Annotated in this window: 7 protein-coding genes; all 7 read left to right on the forward strand. The window is 76.5% G+C overall.

All coding sequences use genetic code 11. The features are described 5' to 3' along the window. Positions 1–59: 59 nt before the first annotated feature. The 7 genes from ACFV7Q_RS19355 to ACFV7Q_RS19385 all read left to right on the forward strand — a co-directional run bounded on the left by ACFV7Q_RS19355 (position 60) and on the right by ACFV7Q_RS19385 (position 17,819). Positions 60–5,396: an amino acid adenylation domain-containing protein gene (locus ACFV7Q_RS19355; protein ID WP_385429881.1), complete on the forward strand. Its 5,337-nt coding sequence runs from the start codon at positions 60–62 to the stop codon at positions 5,394–5,396. Beyond that, the gene (locus ACFV7Q_RS19360; protein ID WP_385429883.1) at positions 5,393–11,974 is read left to right on the forward strand and encodes an amino acid adenylation domain-containing protein; all 6,582 of its coding nucleotides are present in this window, start codon (positions 5,393–5,395) and stop codon (positions 11,972–11,974) included. The genes ACFV7Q_RS19355 and ACFV7Q_RS19360 overlap by 4 nt, the downstream gene beginning before the upstream one ends. A 3-nt stretch (positions 11,975–11,977) precedes the next feature. Beyond that, positions 11,978–12,970 (forward strand): ornithine carbamoyltransferase, encoded by a 993-nt coding sequence (locus ACFV7Q_RS19365; RefSeq protein ID WP_385429885.1) that lies wholly within the window; start codon positions 11,978–11,980, stop codon positions 12,968–12,970. Beyond that, on the forward strand, positions 12,967–14,508 hold the full coding sequence (locus ACFV7Q_RS19370) for an MFS transporter (protein ID WP_385429887.1): 1,542 nt from the start codon (positions 12,967–12,969) through the stop codon (positions 14,506–14,508). Before ACFV7Q_RS19365 ends, ACFV7Q_RS19370 begins: the two co-directional genes overlap by 4 nt. A gap of 102 nt (positions 14,509–14,610) precedes the next feature. After that, positions 14,611–15,396: a Tat pathway signal sequence domain protein gene (locus ACFV7Q_RS19375; RefSeq protein WP_385429889.1), complete on the forward strand. Its 786-nt coding sequence runs from the start codon at positions 14,611–14,613 to the stop codon at positions 15,394–15,396. 135 nt (positions 15,397–15,531) lie between these two features. Continuing rightward, a complete protein-coding gene (locus tag ACFV7Q_RS19380; protein WP_385429890.1) occupies positions 15,532–16,749 on the forward strand; it encodes an inositol-3-phosphate synthase in 1,218 nt (405 codons plus the stop codon). A 161-nt stretch (positions 16,750–16,910) separates the two neighbouring features. After that, the gene (locus ACFV7Q_RS19385; protein ID WP_385429904.1) at positions 16,911–17,819 is read left to right on the forward strand and encodes an SCO3242 family prenyltransferase; all 909 of its coding nucleotides are present in this window, start codon (positions 16,911–16,913) and stop codon (positions 17,817–17,819) included. Positions 17,820–17,850 lie beyond the last annotated feature (31 nt).

Genomic DNA, 17,850 nt, shown 5'->3' on the forward strand with positions numbered 1-17,850 from the left:
CGACAGGCGCACCGGGCCGCACCCACCGGCGCCGCCGGATCCCGCTGAATGGAGAGAACGTGAACGACCGTACACCGTCGGGATCCGCGCCCGGCCGTCTCCTGCTGCCCCAGCTGTTCCGGGCCCAGGCCGCCCGTACCCCTGACGCCCCGGCCGTCCTGGGCGCCGACGGATCCGTCCTCACCTACGCCGCGTTGGAGGAGCTCGCCGGCCGCCACGCCGCCGCCCTGCGGGCCCGCGGCGTGGCACCCGGCGACTTCGTCGGCGTCTGCCTGCCCCGCGGCCCCGAGCTGGTCGCCGCCCTGCTCGGCGTCTGGTTCGCCGGCGGCGCCTACGTCCCCCTCGACCCCTCCTACCCCGAGGCCCGCCTCGCCCTGGTCCTGGAGGACTCCGGCGCGGCCGCCGTCCTCGCGACCCGCTCCACCGCCGGCCGGCTCCCGTCCGGCACGGCCGTCGTGGACATGGCCGACGCGGGCGCCGACGCGCCGGCCTGCGCGCCCGCCGGGGAGGTTGCCGTCGTCGCGGAACCCGCAGACCCCGCCCGCCCCGCGTACCTCCTGCACACCTCGGGCTCCACAGGCCGCCCCAAGGGCGTCCTCGTCCCGCACGCCGGCATCGCCAACCGCGTCCGTTGGCTGGCGCACCGCCACAAGCTGGGCCCCACCGACCGGTTCCTGCTCAAGACCACCATCGGCTTCGACGCCGCCGGCCTCGAACTGTTCGCCCCGCTGATCAGCGGCGGCGCGGTCGCCCTCGCCCCACAGGACGCCGAACGCGACCCGGCCGCCCTGCTGCGCGCGGTCGCCGAGCACGGCGTCACCGTCCTGCAGGGCGTCCCCTCCGTCTACCGCCGCCTGGTCGAGCAGTCCGGCTGGGAGGCCGCCACCGGCCTCCGGCTGGTCTTCAGCGCCGGCGAGCCGCTCCACGCCGAGCTGTGCCGGGCCCTGGCCGAGCGCGCGCCGCGGGCCGAGATCTGGAACACGTACGGCCCCACCGAAGCCTCCGTCGACATCACCGAGCACCGTTGGGACCCGGCCCAGGAAACGGGCACCGTCCCCATCGGCCGGCCCATCGCCCACATGCGCGCCCTCGTCCTCGACCCGGCGGGCCGGCCCGTGCCCGTCGGCGTCCCCGGCGAACTCCACGCCGGTGGTGTCGGACTCGCCCTCGGCTACCACGGCCGCCCCGGCCAGACCGCCGAGCGCTTCGTGCCCGACCCGTACGGCGCCCCCGGCGACCGGCTCTACCGCACCGGCGACCGGGTCCGCTGGCTGCCCGACGGAACCCTGGAGTACCTGGGCCGCCTCGACCAGCAGGTCAAGGTCAACGGCGTCCGCATCGAGACCGGCGAGGTCGAAGCCGCGCTGGCCGGCCACCCCTGGGTGCGTGCCGCGGTCGCCGCCGCCGTCCCCGACGGCTCCGGCGGGCACCGGCTCGTCGCCTGGGTGCAGTCCCGCGGCGAGCACCTGCGCCCCGACGAACTGCGGACCTTCCTCCGCCGCTCCCTGCCCGACCCGCTCGTGCCCTCCGTGTACGTGCCCGTCGCCGACTTCCCGCTCACCGCCAACGGCAAGATCGACCGCAAGGCGCTGCCCGAGCCGGTCGCCGCCGCGGCCGCCGCCGAGGCCGCCCACGTGCCCGTACGCACCGCTGCCGAGCGGGTCGTCGCCGAGACCTGGGCCCAGATCCTGTCCCTCCCCGTGGAACAGATCGGCGCCACCCACGACTTCTTCCAGCTCGGCGGCGCCTCGCTGATGCTCAGCACGCTCGCCGAGGCCCTCTCGGCCGCCACCGGCACCCGCGTCGCGCTCCGCTCCCTGTTCACCGCCACCACCGTCGAGGCGCAGGCCGCCCTGTTCGCCGACGCCCCCGCCCCGACCGCCGGCGGACCGGCCGCCTCCCCGGACGCGGCCGCCGTGACCGCCGCAGCCGATGACGAGCCCGTACGGCCGGTGCAGCGCACCCCCTCGGGGCTGCCCCTGTCGCCCGGCCAGCAGGGCATGTGGCTGATGGACCGGATGCGCCCCGACAGCGCCGAATGGAACGCGCCCGTCTTCCTCACCCTGCCCGCCGCCTACACGGACCGGACCCTCGCGGCCGCGCTCACCGCGCTCGCCGAGCGGCACGAGATCCTGCGCACCCGATACGTCCTGCGCGGCGCCGAGCCCGTCCAGATCGCCGACGCCGAACCCCGCGTCGAGCTGCGCACCGCGCGCGCCGCCGACCGGGCGGCCCTGAACTCCCTGGTCCAGGAGGAGTTCGCCCGCCCCTTCGACCTGGAGCACGGGCCCGTCTGGCGCGCGCTCGCCGTCCGCGGCCCGGAGCCCCGGTCCGACACGAGCCTGGTGCTCTCCGTCCACCACATCGCCTGCGACGGCTGGTCCTCGGTGATCCTGGAGCGCGACCTGCTCGCCCTGGCCGGGGCCGCCCACCACGGCACCGACGCCGTACTCCCGCCGCTGCCCCTGCAGTACGCCGACCACGCCGTCCACCAGCGGCGCCGCCTCGCCGGCCCCGCCGCACAGGAGGACCTGGCCCACTGGAAGCAGGCCCTCGACGGGATCCTCCCCGTCGACCTGCCCGCAGACCGGCCCCGGCCCGCCGTCCGCGACGCCGCCGGCGCCGCCCACGTGTTCACCGTGCCCGCCGAGCTCACCGAGCGGGCCGCCGCCTTGGGCCGCACCCACGGCGCCACCCTCCAGCAGACCCTGCTCACCGTGTTCGCGACCCTCGTCGCCCGCCTCACCGGCCAGTGGGACGTGCCCGTGGGCGTGCCCGTCGCCGGCCGCGACCGGCCCGAGGCCGCCGACGTCGTCGGCTTCTTCCTCAACACCCTCGTGATGCGCTGCGACGCCCCCGCCCAGGCCCGGTTCACCGACGCGCTGGTCCGGGTCCGGGACACCGCGCGGAGCGCGTTCGCCCACCAAGAGCTGCCCTTCGACCGGCTCGTCGCCGCCCTCGACGACGCCCGCGACCCCGGCCGCACCCCCCTCTACCAGGTCATGTTCGACCTGCACGAGGAAGGCCGGACCGGCACCGCCACCACCGGCTCCGACATCGACGCCTTCCGCGGCGCCTGGCGGGCCGCCCGCACCGACCTCACGTTCGTCGTCCAACGGCAGCCCGACGGCTCCCTGCTCGGCCTGGTCGAGTACGCCACCTCCCTCTTCGACGCGGCCACCGTCGAACGGTTCGCCGCCCACTGGGTGCGGCTGCTCCACGCCTTCACCGACGACCCCACGACCCGCCTCGACCGGGCCGAGATGCTCCCCGAACGGCTGCGCGCCGAACTGCTCGCGCTGGGCCCCGGCGCCCCCGAGCCGGGCACCCCCCGGGCCGGCACCCCGGCGGCCGGCACCCCCGCCGCCTCCCCCGAGGACGTCGCGCACACCGTGATCGCCGCCGTCGCCCGCGCCAACCCGGACGACACCGCCGTCGTCTGCGGCGGCGACACCTGGACCTACGCCCGCCTGGAGCGCCGGGCCGAGGCCGTCGCCCTGCGGCTGCGCGAGCTCGGCGCCGGCCCCGAGACCGCCGTCGCCGTCATGCTCGGCCGCACCCCCGACCTGATCGCCGCGTGCCTCGGCATCTGGAAGGCCGGTGCCGCGTACGTGCCGCTCGACCCGGCCGCCCCCGACGAGCGCCTCGGCTACGTCCTGGAGGACTCCGGCGCCGTCGTGCTCGTCTCGGACCTGGCCGGCGCGACCCGGCTGCGCGGCCGGTACCACGGCCCCTGGCTGGCCCTCGACGCCGACGAGCGGCTCGCCGCCCTCGACCGCGCACCGGTGCCCGCCGCGCCGGCGCAGGGGCTCGCCGGGGGCACCCTGACGAGTCCCGGCAGCCTCGCCGGCCGGGAGCCCGGCGCGGACAGCTCCGCCGTCCGGTGGGCCACCGCCGCCCCGGCCGCCGGGACCGGCACCTGGACCTGGACCATGACACCGCCGGAGGTGCCGGCCGACCCGGCCCGACTCGCGTACCTCATGTACACCTCCGGCTCCACCGGTCGGCCCAAGGGCGTCGCCGTCGAGCACCGCACCCTGCTGGCCATGCTCCGCGCCTCGCAGGCCCACCTGGACTTCGGGCAGGGCCCCGACGACGCCTGGCTGGCCCTGGCCCAGCCCACCTTCGACATCTCCTGGACCGAGCTGCTGATGCCGCTGACCGCCGGCGGCCGCGTGGTCCTGGCCCGGGAAGGCGACCTCACCGACCACGCCGCCCAGTTGCGGCTGATCGAGGAGCACGGAGTCAGCCACCTCCAGGTCGCCCCGCCGCACTGGCAGATGCTCATCGACGCGGGCCTCGGTCGGCGCCCGCTCGTCGGCCAGACGGGCGGCGAGCCCTGCCCGCCCGCCTTGGCCCGGGAGCTGTCCCGACGGCTGCTGCGGTTCGTCAACGAGTACGGGCTCACCGAGACCACCATCGCCGCCACCCGCTGGGACGCGCACGACACCGCCGCCACCGTTCCCGTCGGCCGCGCCTACCCGCACGTCACCGCCCGGGTCCTCGACGCCCACCTGCAGCCCCTCCCGTACGGGGTCACCGGCGAACTGTGCGTCGGGGGCGCCGGCCTGGCCCGCGGCTACCACGGCCGCCCCGACCTGACCGCCGCCGCCTTCGTCCCCGATCCGTACGGCGCCCCCGGCGCCCGCCTCTACCGCACCGGCGACCGCGCCCGGATGTTGCCCGACGGCACCCTGGAGTTCACCGGCCGCGCCGACGGCCAGGCCAAGATCCGCGGCCGCCGCGTGGAGACCGGCGAGGTGCAGGGCGTCCTCGCCGAGCACCCCGACGTCGCGCACTGCGCCGTCGTCGTGCACGGCACCGGAACCGCCGCCGCCCTGATCGCCTACTGGGTCCCGCGCGAGGGCCGCCGCGTCCCCGGGGACTCCGAGCTCCTCGACCACTGCGCCCGCAGGCTGCCGGACTACATGGTCCCCGCCCTCCTCGTGCCGGTCCCCGCGATCCCCCTCACCCGCCACAACAAGGTCGACGTCCGGGCCCTGCCCGCCCCCGACCTGGCCTCGGCCCTCGCCGACGAGCCGTACACCGCGCCCGAGGGACCGGTCGAGGAGATCGTCGCCGACATCTGGGCCGAGGTTCTCGCCGGCGACCGGCCGGACGCCCCGGACGGCCCGGGCGCCCCGACCGGTGCGGGCGGCGGCCGGCGGATCGGTGCCCACCAGGGCTTCTTCCGGATCGGTGGCAACTCCGTCCTCGCCGCCCGCGTCATCGCCCGGATCCAGGAGGAGTTCGACGTGGAGATGCCGCTGCGCGCCGTCTTCGAGAACCCCACCGTCGCCCTGCTCGCCGCCGCGGTCGAGGACGCCGTCCGCGCCGAGATCGAGTCCCTCGACCACACCGAACTGGCCATCGCCCACAGGGAGTACCAGCCGTGACCGCACCCACCGCACCCACGCAGGAAGAACTGCGGGCGGAACTGCTGCGCAGACGGCTCGCCGGACGCGCGGGCCGCACCGGCGGCCGCACCGCCCCCCGCACCTCCATCCCGCGCGTGGACCGCAGCGCGCCGCTCGCCCTCTCCGCCGGCCAGCGCCAGCTGTGGTTCCTCCACCAGCTCGACCCCGACAGCCCGGAATACCTGCTGCCGCTCGCGTACCGGCTGCGCGGCACCCTCGACGAGAGCGCCCTGCGCCGCTCCTTCGACGCGCTCGCCGCCCGCCACGAGATCCTGCGCACCCGCTACGTCCTCGACGGGACCGAGCCCCGCCAGGTCATCGACGCCCCCGGCCCCGTCGACTACGCGGTCACCGAAGCCGCCGGCCTCGACGCCGCCGAACGGGACGCCGTTGCGGCCCGCTTCACCCGCGACCGCGCCGCGGAGGTCTTCGACCTCGCCGCCGAGGCCCCGCTGCGCGTCCGCCTGCTGCGGCTCGCCGCCGACGACCACGTCCTCGTCGTCGTCCTGCACCACATCGCCTGCGACGCCCTGACCCGGCCCCTGCTCCTCGCCGACCTGGCCGCCTGCCACCGGGCCGCGGGCGCCGTCACCGGCCCGCTCGACGGCGTCCTGCCCGAGCCGCCCGTCCAGTACGCCGACTACGCCGCCTGGCTGAACGCCCGCCAGAGCGGCCCCGAGGCGGACGCCGCCCTCGACTGGTGGCGCGGGCAGCTCGCCGGCAGCGGCCCGCTCGGCCTGCCCACCGACCGGCCGCGGCCCGCCGTCCGCCGCTGGGGCGGCGACGTCGCCGAGTTCGACGTGCCCGCCGACACCGCCGCCGGCCTGCGCCACCTCGCCGAGCAGGAGGGCGCCACCCTCTTCATGGTCCTCCTCGGCGCCTACCAGACCCTGCTCGGCCGCTACACCGGCAAGCGGGACGTCGCCGTCGGCACCGCCGTCTCCGGCCGCACCCGCCCCGAACTGCGGCAGATGGCCGGCTACGCCTACAACAGCCTCGTGCTGCGCGGCCGCTGGGAGGGCGACCCCGCCTTCCGGGAGCTGCTGCGCGGCGTGCGCACCACCGTCCTGGACGCCTTCGACCACCAGGACACCCCCTTCGACCGGATCGCCGACGAGCTGGAACCGGCCCGCGACCTGTCCACCACCCCCCTCTTCCAGGTCATGTTCGACCTCGCCTCCGCAGGGGGCTCCGACACCCCCGACCTGCCCGGCCTCGACGTGAGCCCGGTCCCCGCCACCGGCCGCATCGCCCGTTTCGACCTCACCCTGCACCTCGCCGAACGCGCCGACGGCTCCCTGCACGGCAGCCTGGAGTACGCCACCGACCTGTTCACCGGGGCCACCGCCGAGCGGATCACCGGCCACTACACCGCCCTGCTCGCCGCCGTCGCCGAGCGGCCCGGCGACCCGCTGTCCACCCTGGACTTCCTCGGTGCCGCCGAACGTTCCCTGCTCCTCGACGGCCCCGCCGAGCCGGTCGGCGCCCCCGTCCCCGGCACCCCGCGGAGCGTGGTCGAGACCATCGCCGCGCAGATCGCCGCCACCCCCGACGCGGTCGCCGTCCGGCACCCCGGCGGCACCACCAGCTACGCCGAACTCGGCCGTCTCGCCGACCGGTTCGCCCGCCGACTCGCCGAGCTCGGCACCCGCCCCGACGACACCGTCGGCGTCCTCCTCGACCGCGGCCCCGAGCTGGTCGCCGCCCTGCTGGGCGTGTGGCGCGCGGGCGCCGCGTACGTGCCGATCGACCCCGGCTACCCCGACGAGCGCATCGGCTACATGCTCGGCGACACCGGCACCCGGCTCGTCGTCACCGAGGCCCGGCACGCCGGCCGGTTCGCGAACGGAGACGTGCCCGTCGGTCTCGTGGTCGTCGACGACCCGGCCGAGCGCGCGGCCCTGGCCGCCGCCGAGGCCCCGCTGCCCGCCGCGCACGACCTCGACCAGCTGGCCTACGTCATCTACACCTCCGGCTCCACGGGCCGGCCCAAGGGCGTCCTGATCGGCCACCGCGGCCTCGCCAACTACCTGACCTGGACGGCAGGCGCCTACGCCTCGGCCGGCACCGGCGGCGCCCCGCTGTTCTCCTCCGTCGCCTTCGACCTCGGAGTCCCCGACCTGTACGCCCCGCTCATGACCGGCCAGGCCGTCCACCTGCTCCCGCAGGACCTCGACACCGCCGACCTGGGCGCCCTGCTCGCCGAAGGCGGCCCGTACGCCTTCATCAAGCTCACCCCCGGCCACCTCGACCTGCTCTCCCAGCAGCTCACCCCCGAGCAGATCCGCGGCCTCGCCGGGCTCGTCATCGCCGCCGGCGACTCCTTCACCCACCGCCTCGCCGAACGCTGGGCCGCCGCCGCGGGCCCCGACGGCACCCGCCTCGCCGCCGAGTACGGACCCACCGAGATCACCGTCGGCAACTCCGCGTACTTCCTGCCCGCCGACGGCGCCGCCCACGGACCCGTCACCACCGAACTCGTCCCCATCGGCCGCGCCATCCCGAACACCACCATGTACGTCCTCGACGAGCAGCTGCGCCCCCTGCCCGTCGGCGTCCCCGGCGAGGTCTGGATCGGCGGCACCGGCCTGGCCCGCGGCTACGCCGGCCGCCCCGACCTGACCGCCGAGCGTTTCCTGCCCGACCCGTACGGGGCCCCCGGCGCCCGCATCTACCGCACCGGCGACATCGCCCGCGTCCTCCCCGACGGCAACCTCGACTTCCTCGCCCGCACCGACCACCAGGTCAAACTCCGCGGCTACCGCATCGAGCCCGGCGAGATCGAGACCGCCCTCACCGCCCACCCCGGCGTCGCCGAGGCCGTCGCCCTCGTCCGCGAGGACCAGCCCGGCGACAAGCAGCTCGTCGCCTACCTCGTCCCCGCCCCCGGCGCCGACGAGCAGGACCTCGCCCCCGCCGCCCTCAAGGACCGCCTCGCCGCGGCCCTGCCCGCCTACCTGGTCCCCTCCGCCTACCTGCGGCTGCCCGCCCTCCCGCTCACCGCCAACGGCAAGCTGGACCGGCGCGCCCTGCCCGCCCCCGGCCGCGGGGCCACCGCCGTCGGCGAGCACGTCGGGGCCCGCGACGCCGCCGAGGCCGCCATCGCCGCGGTCTGGGCCGAGGTCCTCGGCCTGGAGCGGGTCGGCGTCCACGACAACTACTTCGACCTCGGCGGGGACTCCATCCGCGCCGTCTCCCTCGTCGGAGCCCTGCGCGGGGCCGGCTGGGAGACCAGCGTCCGCGACGTCTTCGAGCACCGCACCGTCGCCCGGCTGCGCGCCGCCCTCGCCGACCAGGCCGGGGACGGCGCCGCCGAGCGGGCCGACGGTCCCGTCGCCCCCTTCGCCCTGATCGGCGAGGACGACCGGCGCGCCCTGCCCGCAGACGTCACCGACGCCTACCCGGTCTCCCGGATCCAGGCGGGCATGCTCGTCGAGATGCACGGCCGCAGCGGCGAGAACCGCTACCACAACATCACCTCCTTCCGGATCCGCGACGAACTCCCCTTCGACCCAGACCTGTTCCGGCGGGCCGCCGACCTCATCGTGGAACGCCACGAGGTGATGCGGACCTCCTTCGCCCTCTCCGGATACAGCGAGCCCCTCCAGCTCGTCCACGCCGTCGGCACCGTGTCCATGCCCTGCCTCTTCGAGGAACTGCGCCACCTGCCCCGCGAGGAGCGCGAGGACGCGATGTGGGCGTTCGCCGACCGCGACCGCGCCGAACTGTTCGACCTGACCGCCGCCCCGCTGATGCGGATGGCCGTCCACCTCGTCGACGACGAGAGCTGGTGGCTGTCCATCACCGAATGCCACCCGGTCATCGAGGGCTGGAGCTACCACTCCCAGCTGATGGAGCTGCTGCGCGCCTACCGCGCCCTGCGGGCCGGCGGCGAGCCCGACCCGGCCCCGCCGGTGCCCGCCGTCCGCTACGCCGACTTCATCGCCGGCGAACTGCGCTCCCTCGCCTCCGCCGAGGACCGCGACTACTGGCGCGGCCTCGTCGACGGCCACGAGAAGTTCACCGTCCCCACCGGCTGGGCCGGCGACCCCGACGGGCCGGACGAGCGCTACCGCATCGACATCGCCCTCGACCGGGTCGAACCGGGCCTGCGCGCCCTCGCCTCGGCCGCGGAGGTCCCCTACAAGAGCGTCCTGCACGCCGCCCACAGCAAGGTCCTGTCCCTGCTGACCCGCGCCCGGGCCTTCCGCGGCGGCATGGTCGCCGACGCCCGCCCCGAGGAGGCCGGCGCCGAACGCGTCTCCGGCATGTACCTCAACTCGGTGCCCTTCCCGTACCGCACGGGCGCCGCGACCTGGGGCGAGCTGGCCCGGGAGGTCTTCGCCCGCGAGGTCGAGCTGTGGCCGCACCGCCGCTACCCGATGCCCGCCATGCGACTGCCCGGCGGCGAGAGCCACCTCATCGACGTGCTCTTCCACTACCTGGACTTCCACCAGGTCGACACGGAGCTCATCGACATCATGGCCAGCCGCGACGACAGCCCCAACGAGTTCCCGCTCGTCGTCGGCACCCCCGTCCGCGGACACCTGTCCCTCGCCTCCCGCACCCGGACCCTGTCCAAGGACCGTGCCGAGCGGCTCGCCGGCCTGTACCGGGCCGTCCTCGCCGACATGGCCCGCACCGGCGCCGACGGCGACGCCACCGGCGCCTTCCCCACCGCGCAGGAGCGCGCCCGGCTCGTGGCCCCCGCCCTGCCGCACCCCGACACCCCGGTGGACGTCCTCGCCGCCTTCGACGCGCAGGCGGCCCGCACCCCCTGGGCCACCGCCCTGACCGGCGCGGGCGCGCCCGCCGGCGGCGTCTCGTACGCCGAACTCGACGCGCGGGCCGGCCTCATCGCCCGGCGGCTGCGCGCCCTCGGTGCCGGCCCCGAAACCCGGGTCGCGGTCCTGCTCGACCGCGGTCCGGAGCTGGTCGCGGCCCTGCTCGGGGTGTGGAAGGCGGGCGCGGCCCAACTGCCCGTCGACCCGTGCACCCCCGACGCCCGGCTGGCCCTGCTCGGCTTCGACCTGGCCGTCACGGAGGGACCGTACGCCGGCCGGTTCGCCGGGATCCTGCCCGAGGGGCGGGTCCTGGCCGTCGGGGACGTCTCCCACGAGGGCCCTGCCGGCACCGGTGACGGCGGCCGGGCGCTGCCACCCTCGCCGTCGCTGCCGTCGCTGCCGTCGCCGCCGTCGCTGGCGTCCCTCGACCCCGACCGGCTCGCCTACGTCCTGCACACCTCCGGATCCACCGGCACCCCCAAGGGCGTGGAGATCAGCCACCGCTCGCTGGCCCACTACCTCGACTGGGCCGTACGGGCCTACGCGGAGGGCCGCTCCGGCGGCGCCCCCTGGTTCACCCCGGTCGGGTTCGACCTCGGCCTGCCCGCCCTGTACGCCCCGCTGGCCACCGGCGGCACCGTGCACCTGCTGCCGCAGAACTGGCAGCCCGAGGAGTTCGGGCCGCTGCTGATGGCCGGGGCCCCGTACGCCTTCGTCGGGCTGACCCCCGGCCACCTCCAACTGCTGGAGGCGCAGCTGACCGACTCCGAACTCGGCGGGATCGCCGGCATCGCCGTCTGCGCCGGCGACGCCTATCCGACCGCGCAGGCCGAACGGGTCGCCGCCCGCATCGCCGCGGCCGGCGGACGGATGCTGCTCGGCGCCGAGTACGGGCCGACCGAAGCCACCGTCGCCGCCACCTTCGGGCACGTACGGCCGCGGACCGGGCGCAGGCTCGTACCGCTCGGCTCGAACCTCCCGGGGGTGCTGCTGCGCCTCCTCGACGACCGGCTCCGGCCGGTGCCCGACGGGATCACCGGCGAGGTCTGGCTCGGCGGCGAGGGACTCGCCCGCGGCTACGCAGGGCAGCCCGCCCTGACCGCGGAATCGTTCCTCCCCGACCCGTACGGGCTCCCCGGCACCCGCCTCTACCGCACCGGCGACCTCGCCCGGCTGCTGCCCGGCGGCGTCCTGGAGTTCACCGGCCGCGCCGACGAGCAGGCCAAGATACGCGGCCACCGCGTGGAGCCCGGCGAGGCGGAGGCCGCCCTCACCGCCGACCCGGCCGTCCGCGAGGCGCTGGTCGCGGCCGTGGACGCGGCCGACGGCGGCAAGCGGCTCGCTGCCTGGGTGGTGCCGGCCGAGGGGCGGGCCGTGGCCGTCCGGGAGCTGCGCGACCGGCTGCGGGCCGTCCTGCCCGCCGCGGTCGTGCCCGCCACCGTCACCGTCGTCGACCGGCTCCCGCTGACCGGCCACGGCAAGCGGGACAAGGCCGCCCTCGCCTCCCGCGAGGCCACCGCGACCCCGCTGCCCTACACCGCGCCGCGCACCGACCTGGAGAAGGTGCTCGCCGAGGTCTGGGCCGAGGTCCTCGGCCTCGAACGGGTCGGCGTCCACGACGACTTCCGCGACCTCGGCGGCGACTCGCTGCTCGTCGCCCCGCTGCTGGTCTCCGCCCGCCGGCACGGACTGACCCTCGACCTCGCCACCGCACTGCGCCACCACACCGTCGCGCGGACCGCCGCCGCACTCGAAGACCCCCGGAAGGGCTGACCGATGGACACCCTCGACACCCTGGACACCCCCAGCACCGCGGACGGGCAGCGGACCGCCCGCCACCTCGTCTCCATCGACGACCTCACCGACGACGAGCTGCGCCGCATCGTCCGGCGCGGCGCCGAGTTCTCGGCCGGCACCGCCGGCCGCTCGGACGCGCTGGCCGGCCTGGTCGCCGGGATCTACTTCGCCAAGACCTCCACCCGCACCCGTACCGCCTTCTCCTCCGGGGCCCTGCGGCTCGGCGCGCGGATCATCGCGTACGGGCCCGGCGACCTCCAGCTCAACACCGGCGAGACCACCGAGGACACCGGACGGGTGCTCTCCGGGATGCTGGACGTGCTCGTCGCCCGGACGGCCGGCCCGGAGGCGGAGCTGCGCGGCTGGGCGACCCAGGACCGGATGGCCGTCGTCAACGCGATGAGCGCCGAGGAGCACCCGACGCAGGCCCTCACCGACCTCACCACCCTGCTGCGGCACTTCGGCCGCATCGAGGGACTGCGGATCCTGTACGTCGGCGAGGGCAACAACACCGCGGCCGCCCTGGCCCTGGCGCTGTCCCGGTTCCCCTCGGTCCACCTGGAGCTGCGGACCCCGCCGGGGTACGGGCTGCCGGCGCCGGTCGTGGCGCGGGCGCAGGCCCGGGCCGAGCGGTACGGGTCGGTGCTGAGGGAGCGGCACGACATGGACGCGCTGCCGGCGGAGTACGACGTCGTCTACACCACCCGCTGGCAGACGACGGGCACGTCGAAGCCGGACCCCGACTGGCGGCAGGTCTTCGCCCCGTTCCAGGTCACGGCCCGGCTGTGGGACGGCGGCGGTGCGCGGGCGGTGTTCCTGCACGACCTGCCCGCGCACCGGGGCGAGGAGGTCACGGCCGAGGTCCTGGACGGCCCGCGGAGCATCGCCTTCGCCCAGGCGACGAACAAGATGCACAGCGCGATGGCGGTCCTGGAGCACGCCGCCGGCCGGCTCGGCCGGACCGCCCGGTGACCCCGCCGCCGAAGTCCGCCACGGACCCGGCCGCCCTCCCGTGGCTCCTGTCCGACCCCTCCCCGGCAGCCGAGGCCCCGGCCGACCCGACGGCCGTCGCCGTGGCGGAACCGGCTGACCCGGCCCCTGCACCTGCGCCTGCGCCTGCCCCTGCTCCGGCCGAGGTCGAGGTCGAGGTCGAGGCCGAGGAGGAGACCGACGGCGGGGCCCGGGTGGTGCCGTTGCGGCGTAACCGGGACTTCGGTCTGCTGTGGGGCGGGGCTGGGTTGTCGCTGCTGGCAGGGCGGGCCACGGCCGTCGCCTACCCACTGACCGTGCTGTGGGCCACCGGCTCGCCCGGCGACGCAGGCCTCGTCGGCACCGCCCTGCTGCTGCCGCAGCTGCTCGTCCAACTGCCCGGCGGGGCGCTCGTCGACCGGTGGGACCGCCGCCGGATCATGCTCGGCACCGGGCTCGGCCAGGCCCTCGTCGCCGGGGCCGTGGCCGCCCTCCTCCTCATCGGCCAACACAGGCTGTGGGCCCTGCTCGCCGCCGCCTTCGTCGAGGGCACCCTCGGAGTGCTGCACCAGCTCGCCGAGCGGGCCGCCGTCCCGGCGGTGGTCCCCGCGGAGCAGCTGCCCGCCGCCCTCACCGGCAACGAGGCCCGCACCCGAGGCGCAGCCATCGCCGGGCAGCCGCTCGGCAGCGGCCTGGTCGCCCTGGGCACCGCCTTCCCGTACCTCGCCGCACTTGTCGGCCAACTCGCCTCCACCGCACTGCTGTTCGGCGTACGCGGCAAACTCCAGACCGCCCGCACCGGGCCCCGGCCCGACCTCCTCGCCGAGGTGCGGGAGGGGCTGGCCTGGATGTGGCGGCAGCGATTCCTGCGGGCGGTCATGGCCGCCGTCGCCGTCTCCAACGTCCTCTTCCAAGGCCTCAACCTCGCCGTGATGACCGGCATCCAGGAGAACCACGGTTCGCAGTTCGAGATCGGCCTCGTGCTGTCCCTCAGCGGGGCCGGCGGCCTCGTCGGCGCCCTCTCCGGCGGTTGGTGGACCGGACGCTTCGCGCTGCGCACCCTCGTCCTCGGCGGGCTGCTGGCCTGGACCGCGCTGATGGTGCCCGTCGCGTTCCTGCGCGAACCGGTCGTCCTCGGCGCCCTGTTCGCCGCCAGCGGGTACGTCGGCGGCGTCTTCAACGTCGCCGGCGGGGTCTTCCTGGTGCGCGTCGCCCCGGACCGGATGCGGGGGAGGGCCAACTCCCTCGCCATGCTGGTCGGTTCCGGCGCGATGGCGGCCGGGCCCGTCGCCGCAGGCTTCGCCCTGGAGGCCTTCGGGCCCACCCGTACCGTCCTCGGCCTGAGCGCCGCCATGGGCCTGACCGGGCTCGTGGCGCTGCTCTCGCCCGCCCTGCGCCGCAACCCGCTCGACGAGCCCTCCGCCGACCCCTCCGCCGATCCCTCCCCGGCCGCCGCGGAGCTGCCGGCCGGGGTGCCCGCGGAGCTGCCCTCCGGAGCCGCCTCGAAGGCCACCGGAAACACCGCCACACACCGCCTCTGAGCTGCGCTTCCGTGCGTATAGAGCACTCATAGCGCGCCACGGGAGAGTTCACCCCACCGCACAGTCGCACCGCGTGCCATCCCCCTCTCAAGGAGAACGACCATGCCGCTCAACTCCCCGGACCGCAGGACCGTTCTGCGCACCGCGCTCGGTGCCGCCGGAGCCGCTGCCGCCGTCACCCTCGTGGGGGCCGTCCCCGCCGCCGCCCACGGCCGGCGCCCCAAGCTCCCCCCGGTCGAGGGCATGGTCGGCGACCGCTGGGCGAACGAGTTCTGGTACGACTACGACGAAATGTCCTACTACAACCCGACCGAGGAGCTGAAGGCCGCGGTCGGCGCGATCACCGCCCCGTTCGGCGGGTTCACGAAGTCGTACGACGCCTGGGCCGCGACCCGCCAGGGCGGCCGCTACCCGCGCAGCTGGATGGAGCTCATCGAGCCCCGCCGCGCCGAGTTCGAGCTGCTCTCCCGCGCCCAGCGGGCCGTGTACGACAAGTGGTACGGCCGCGACCCGAAGGGCCTGGTCTTCGCCTTCCAGGAGTTCGGCCAGGGCACCCTCTTCGACCCGCGCCGCCCGGCCGGCAACAAGGTCCACATGATGAACTACACGCCGCCGTCGGCGACGCACGCCTACCACCGCTGGCACCCGTACCTGCAGTCCTTCCAGCTCCTCGGCATCGACCGGCAGTTCTGGGCGCACGTCAACCGCCTCGTCGGCGCCGCCTGGGAGATCCAGTCCATCGCCCAGCCGGTGACCGACCGCAACGACAACAAGCACATCTCCAAGCACGTCGTCCGCCAGGTCACCGCCAAGTGGCTGTGCCGCTCCAACGAGCGCATGAACCAGGCCTTCGACGTCTGGCCGTACCCCGTCGACATGGGCAAGTAGGCCCGCCGGGCCGAGCCCCGCCCCGGCCCCCGACCGGACCCGGGCCCCGCCCCTGCCCCGCCCCTGCCCCCGTCCCGTCCTGCCCCGTCCCTCCCGCACCCCACGTCCCGTACTACACAGGAGGATTGGCACACCATGCGAGTCACGACCGGATCCGCACCCCGCATCGGCGTCTGGATGGTCGGCGCGCGAGGCTCGGTCGCCACGGCGGCCGTCGCCGGCGCGGCCGCCGTCGTCGCGGGTGCCGCCTCCCCCGTCGGATGCGTGACGGAGACCCCCGCGTTCCGGGGCGCACCCCTCCCGGCCCTCGCCGACCTCGTGTTCGGCGGACACGACGTCGTCGACACCCCGCTGTCGGCGAGGGTCCGGCAGCTCGCCGCGGCGGGCGTCCTGCCCGCCGCGGTCCTGCCCTCACTCGACGCGCCGCTGGCCGCCGCCGAACTGGAGGTGCGCGACGGGTCGCTGCGACCCGGCGAGAGCCAGGCCGAGGCCGCCGCCCGCCTCGCCGACGACATGGCCGCGTTCCGCGACCGGCACCGGCTGGAGCAGGTCGTCGTCGTCAACGTTTCCTCCACTGAGCCGCTGCCGGAGCCCGACCCCGCCCACCTGGACCTGGCCGCCTTCGAGGCCGCCCTCGCCGCCGGCTCGCTCACCCTCCCGGCCAGCTCCCTCTACGCGTACGCCGCCTTCACCGCCGGCTGCTCCTACGTCAACTTCACCCCCTCCGCCGGCGCCTCCCTACCCGCCCTGGAGGAGCTGGCCCGGCTGCGGGGGGTCCCGCACGCAGGCCGCGACGGCAAGACCGGCGAAACCCTCGTCAAGAGCGCCCTCGCCCCGATGTTCACCCAGCGCGCGCTGCGCCTGCGTTCCTGGTCCGGCACCAACCTGCTGGGCGGCGGCGACGGTGCGACCCTCGCCGACCCGGCGGCCGCCCGCTCCAAGGCCGAGTCCAAGCAGCGCAGCCTGGAGGAGACCGTCGGCCACGCGGTCCAGGGCCAGGTGCACATCGACAACGTCCCCGACATGGGGGAGTGGAAGACCGCCTGGGACCACATCACCTTCGAGGGCTTCCTCGGCGTCCGGATGACCATGCAGTTCACCTGGCAGGGCTGCGACTCGGCGCTGGCGGCCCCGCTGGTGCTGGACCTCGTCCGGCTGACGGCCCTCGCCGGGCGGCGGGGCGAATCCGGGGCCCTGCCCGCCCTGGGCTTCTTCTTCAAGGACCCGGCCGGCTCCGCCGAGCACAACCTGACCCTCCAGTACGAGGCCCTCACGGCCTGGGCGGCCGGCACCACCCCCGCCGCCGAGGCCGCCGGCCACGGCTCCCCGCACGCCCCGGGAGCCCGCCCGTGAGCAGCGCCCTCCGCATCCCGCGCGCGGTCCGGGCCGCCGCCGCCCGCACGGCCCGTACTGCCCGTACCGCACGTACCCTGCGCGCCGCCCGCGCCGACGGGGGCGGTCCGGGCGGGCGGCCGGAGGTGCCGCTGCACCTGCCGCACTTCCCGGGGCGGGCGCTGCGGGCCCGCCGCGCCCTGCGCGCCTACGCCGAACTGGTCCGGGCCCCCGCCGCCGCCACCGTCCCCGGCGACGTCCTTGCCGGGGCGCTGGCCTCCGGGCGGGGCCCCGGACCGCGCACCCTCGGCCTCGCCGGCTCCTCCGTCTGCCTCTACTGGGCGGGCATGGCCCTCAACGACTGGGCCGACCGGGAGCTCGACGCCGCGGAACGCCCCGAACGCCCCCTGCCCTCCGGCCGGATCCGGCCCGGCGCCGCCCTCGCGGCCGCGGCCGGCCTCACCGCCGCCGGCCTCGGCCTGGCCGCCCTCGCCGGCGGGCGGCGGACCGTACTGCGGCGCACCCTGCCGCTGGCGGCCGCCGTATGGGCCTACGACCTGGGTGCCAAGCAGACCCCGCTGGGCCCGGCCGTGATGGCCGCCGCCCGGGCCCTGGACGTCCTGCACGGCACCGGTCCCGGCCCGGCCCGGCCCGCGCTCGGTCCGGCCACCGCGATCGGGGCGCACACCTTGGCCCTGACCCGGCTGAGCCGGCACGAGGTCGCCGGGGCCCCGCCGCACGAGGTGGCCCTGACCCTGGTCTCCTCCGCCGTCGCGGCCGCGGCCGGCCTCGCCCGCGCCGACGCCACCGCCCGCCCCGGCGGCCTGCGCGCCGCGGCCGGCGGCACCGCCCGGACCGCCCAGACCGCCGCGCTCGTCGTGTACGCCGCCGGGTACGGGCCCGCCCTCGTCCGGGCGGTGCGCCACCCCGCCGCCCCCGAGGTGCGGCGGGCCGTCGGCGCCGGGATCCACGCCCTGCTCCCGCTGCAGGCTTCGCTCGCCGCCCGCGCCGGCGCCCCCGGCCTGGCCGTGCCGCTCGCCGCGGCCCTGCCGCTCGTCCGCAGTCTCGCCCGGAAGGTGTCCTCGACATGACCGCAGTGGAACGGCCCCGCGCGGACCGTAC

Source organism: Streptomyces sp. NPDC059851 (genome assembly GCF_042732005.1).
Classification (GTDB): Bacteria; Actinomycetota; Actinomycetes; order Streptomycetales; family Streptomycetaceae; genus Streptomyces.

What these genes read in the sequence shown, in the direction of transcription:
- ACFV7Q_RS19365 (WP_385429885.1), top strand. Translation starts at nt 11,978, where the DNA reads ATGGACACCCTCGACACCCTGGACACCCCCAGCACCGCGGACGGGCAG.
- ACFV7Q_RS19375 (WP_385429889.1), top strand. Translation starts at nt 14,611, where the DNA reads ATGCCGCTCAACTCCCCGGACCGCAGGACCGTTCTGCGCACCGCGCTC.
- ACFV7Q_RS19380 (WP_385429890.1), top strand. Translation starts at nt 15,532, where the DNA reads ATGCGAGTCACGACCGGATCCGCACCCCGCATCGGCGTCTGGATGGTC.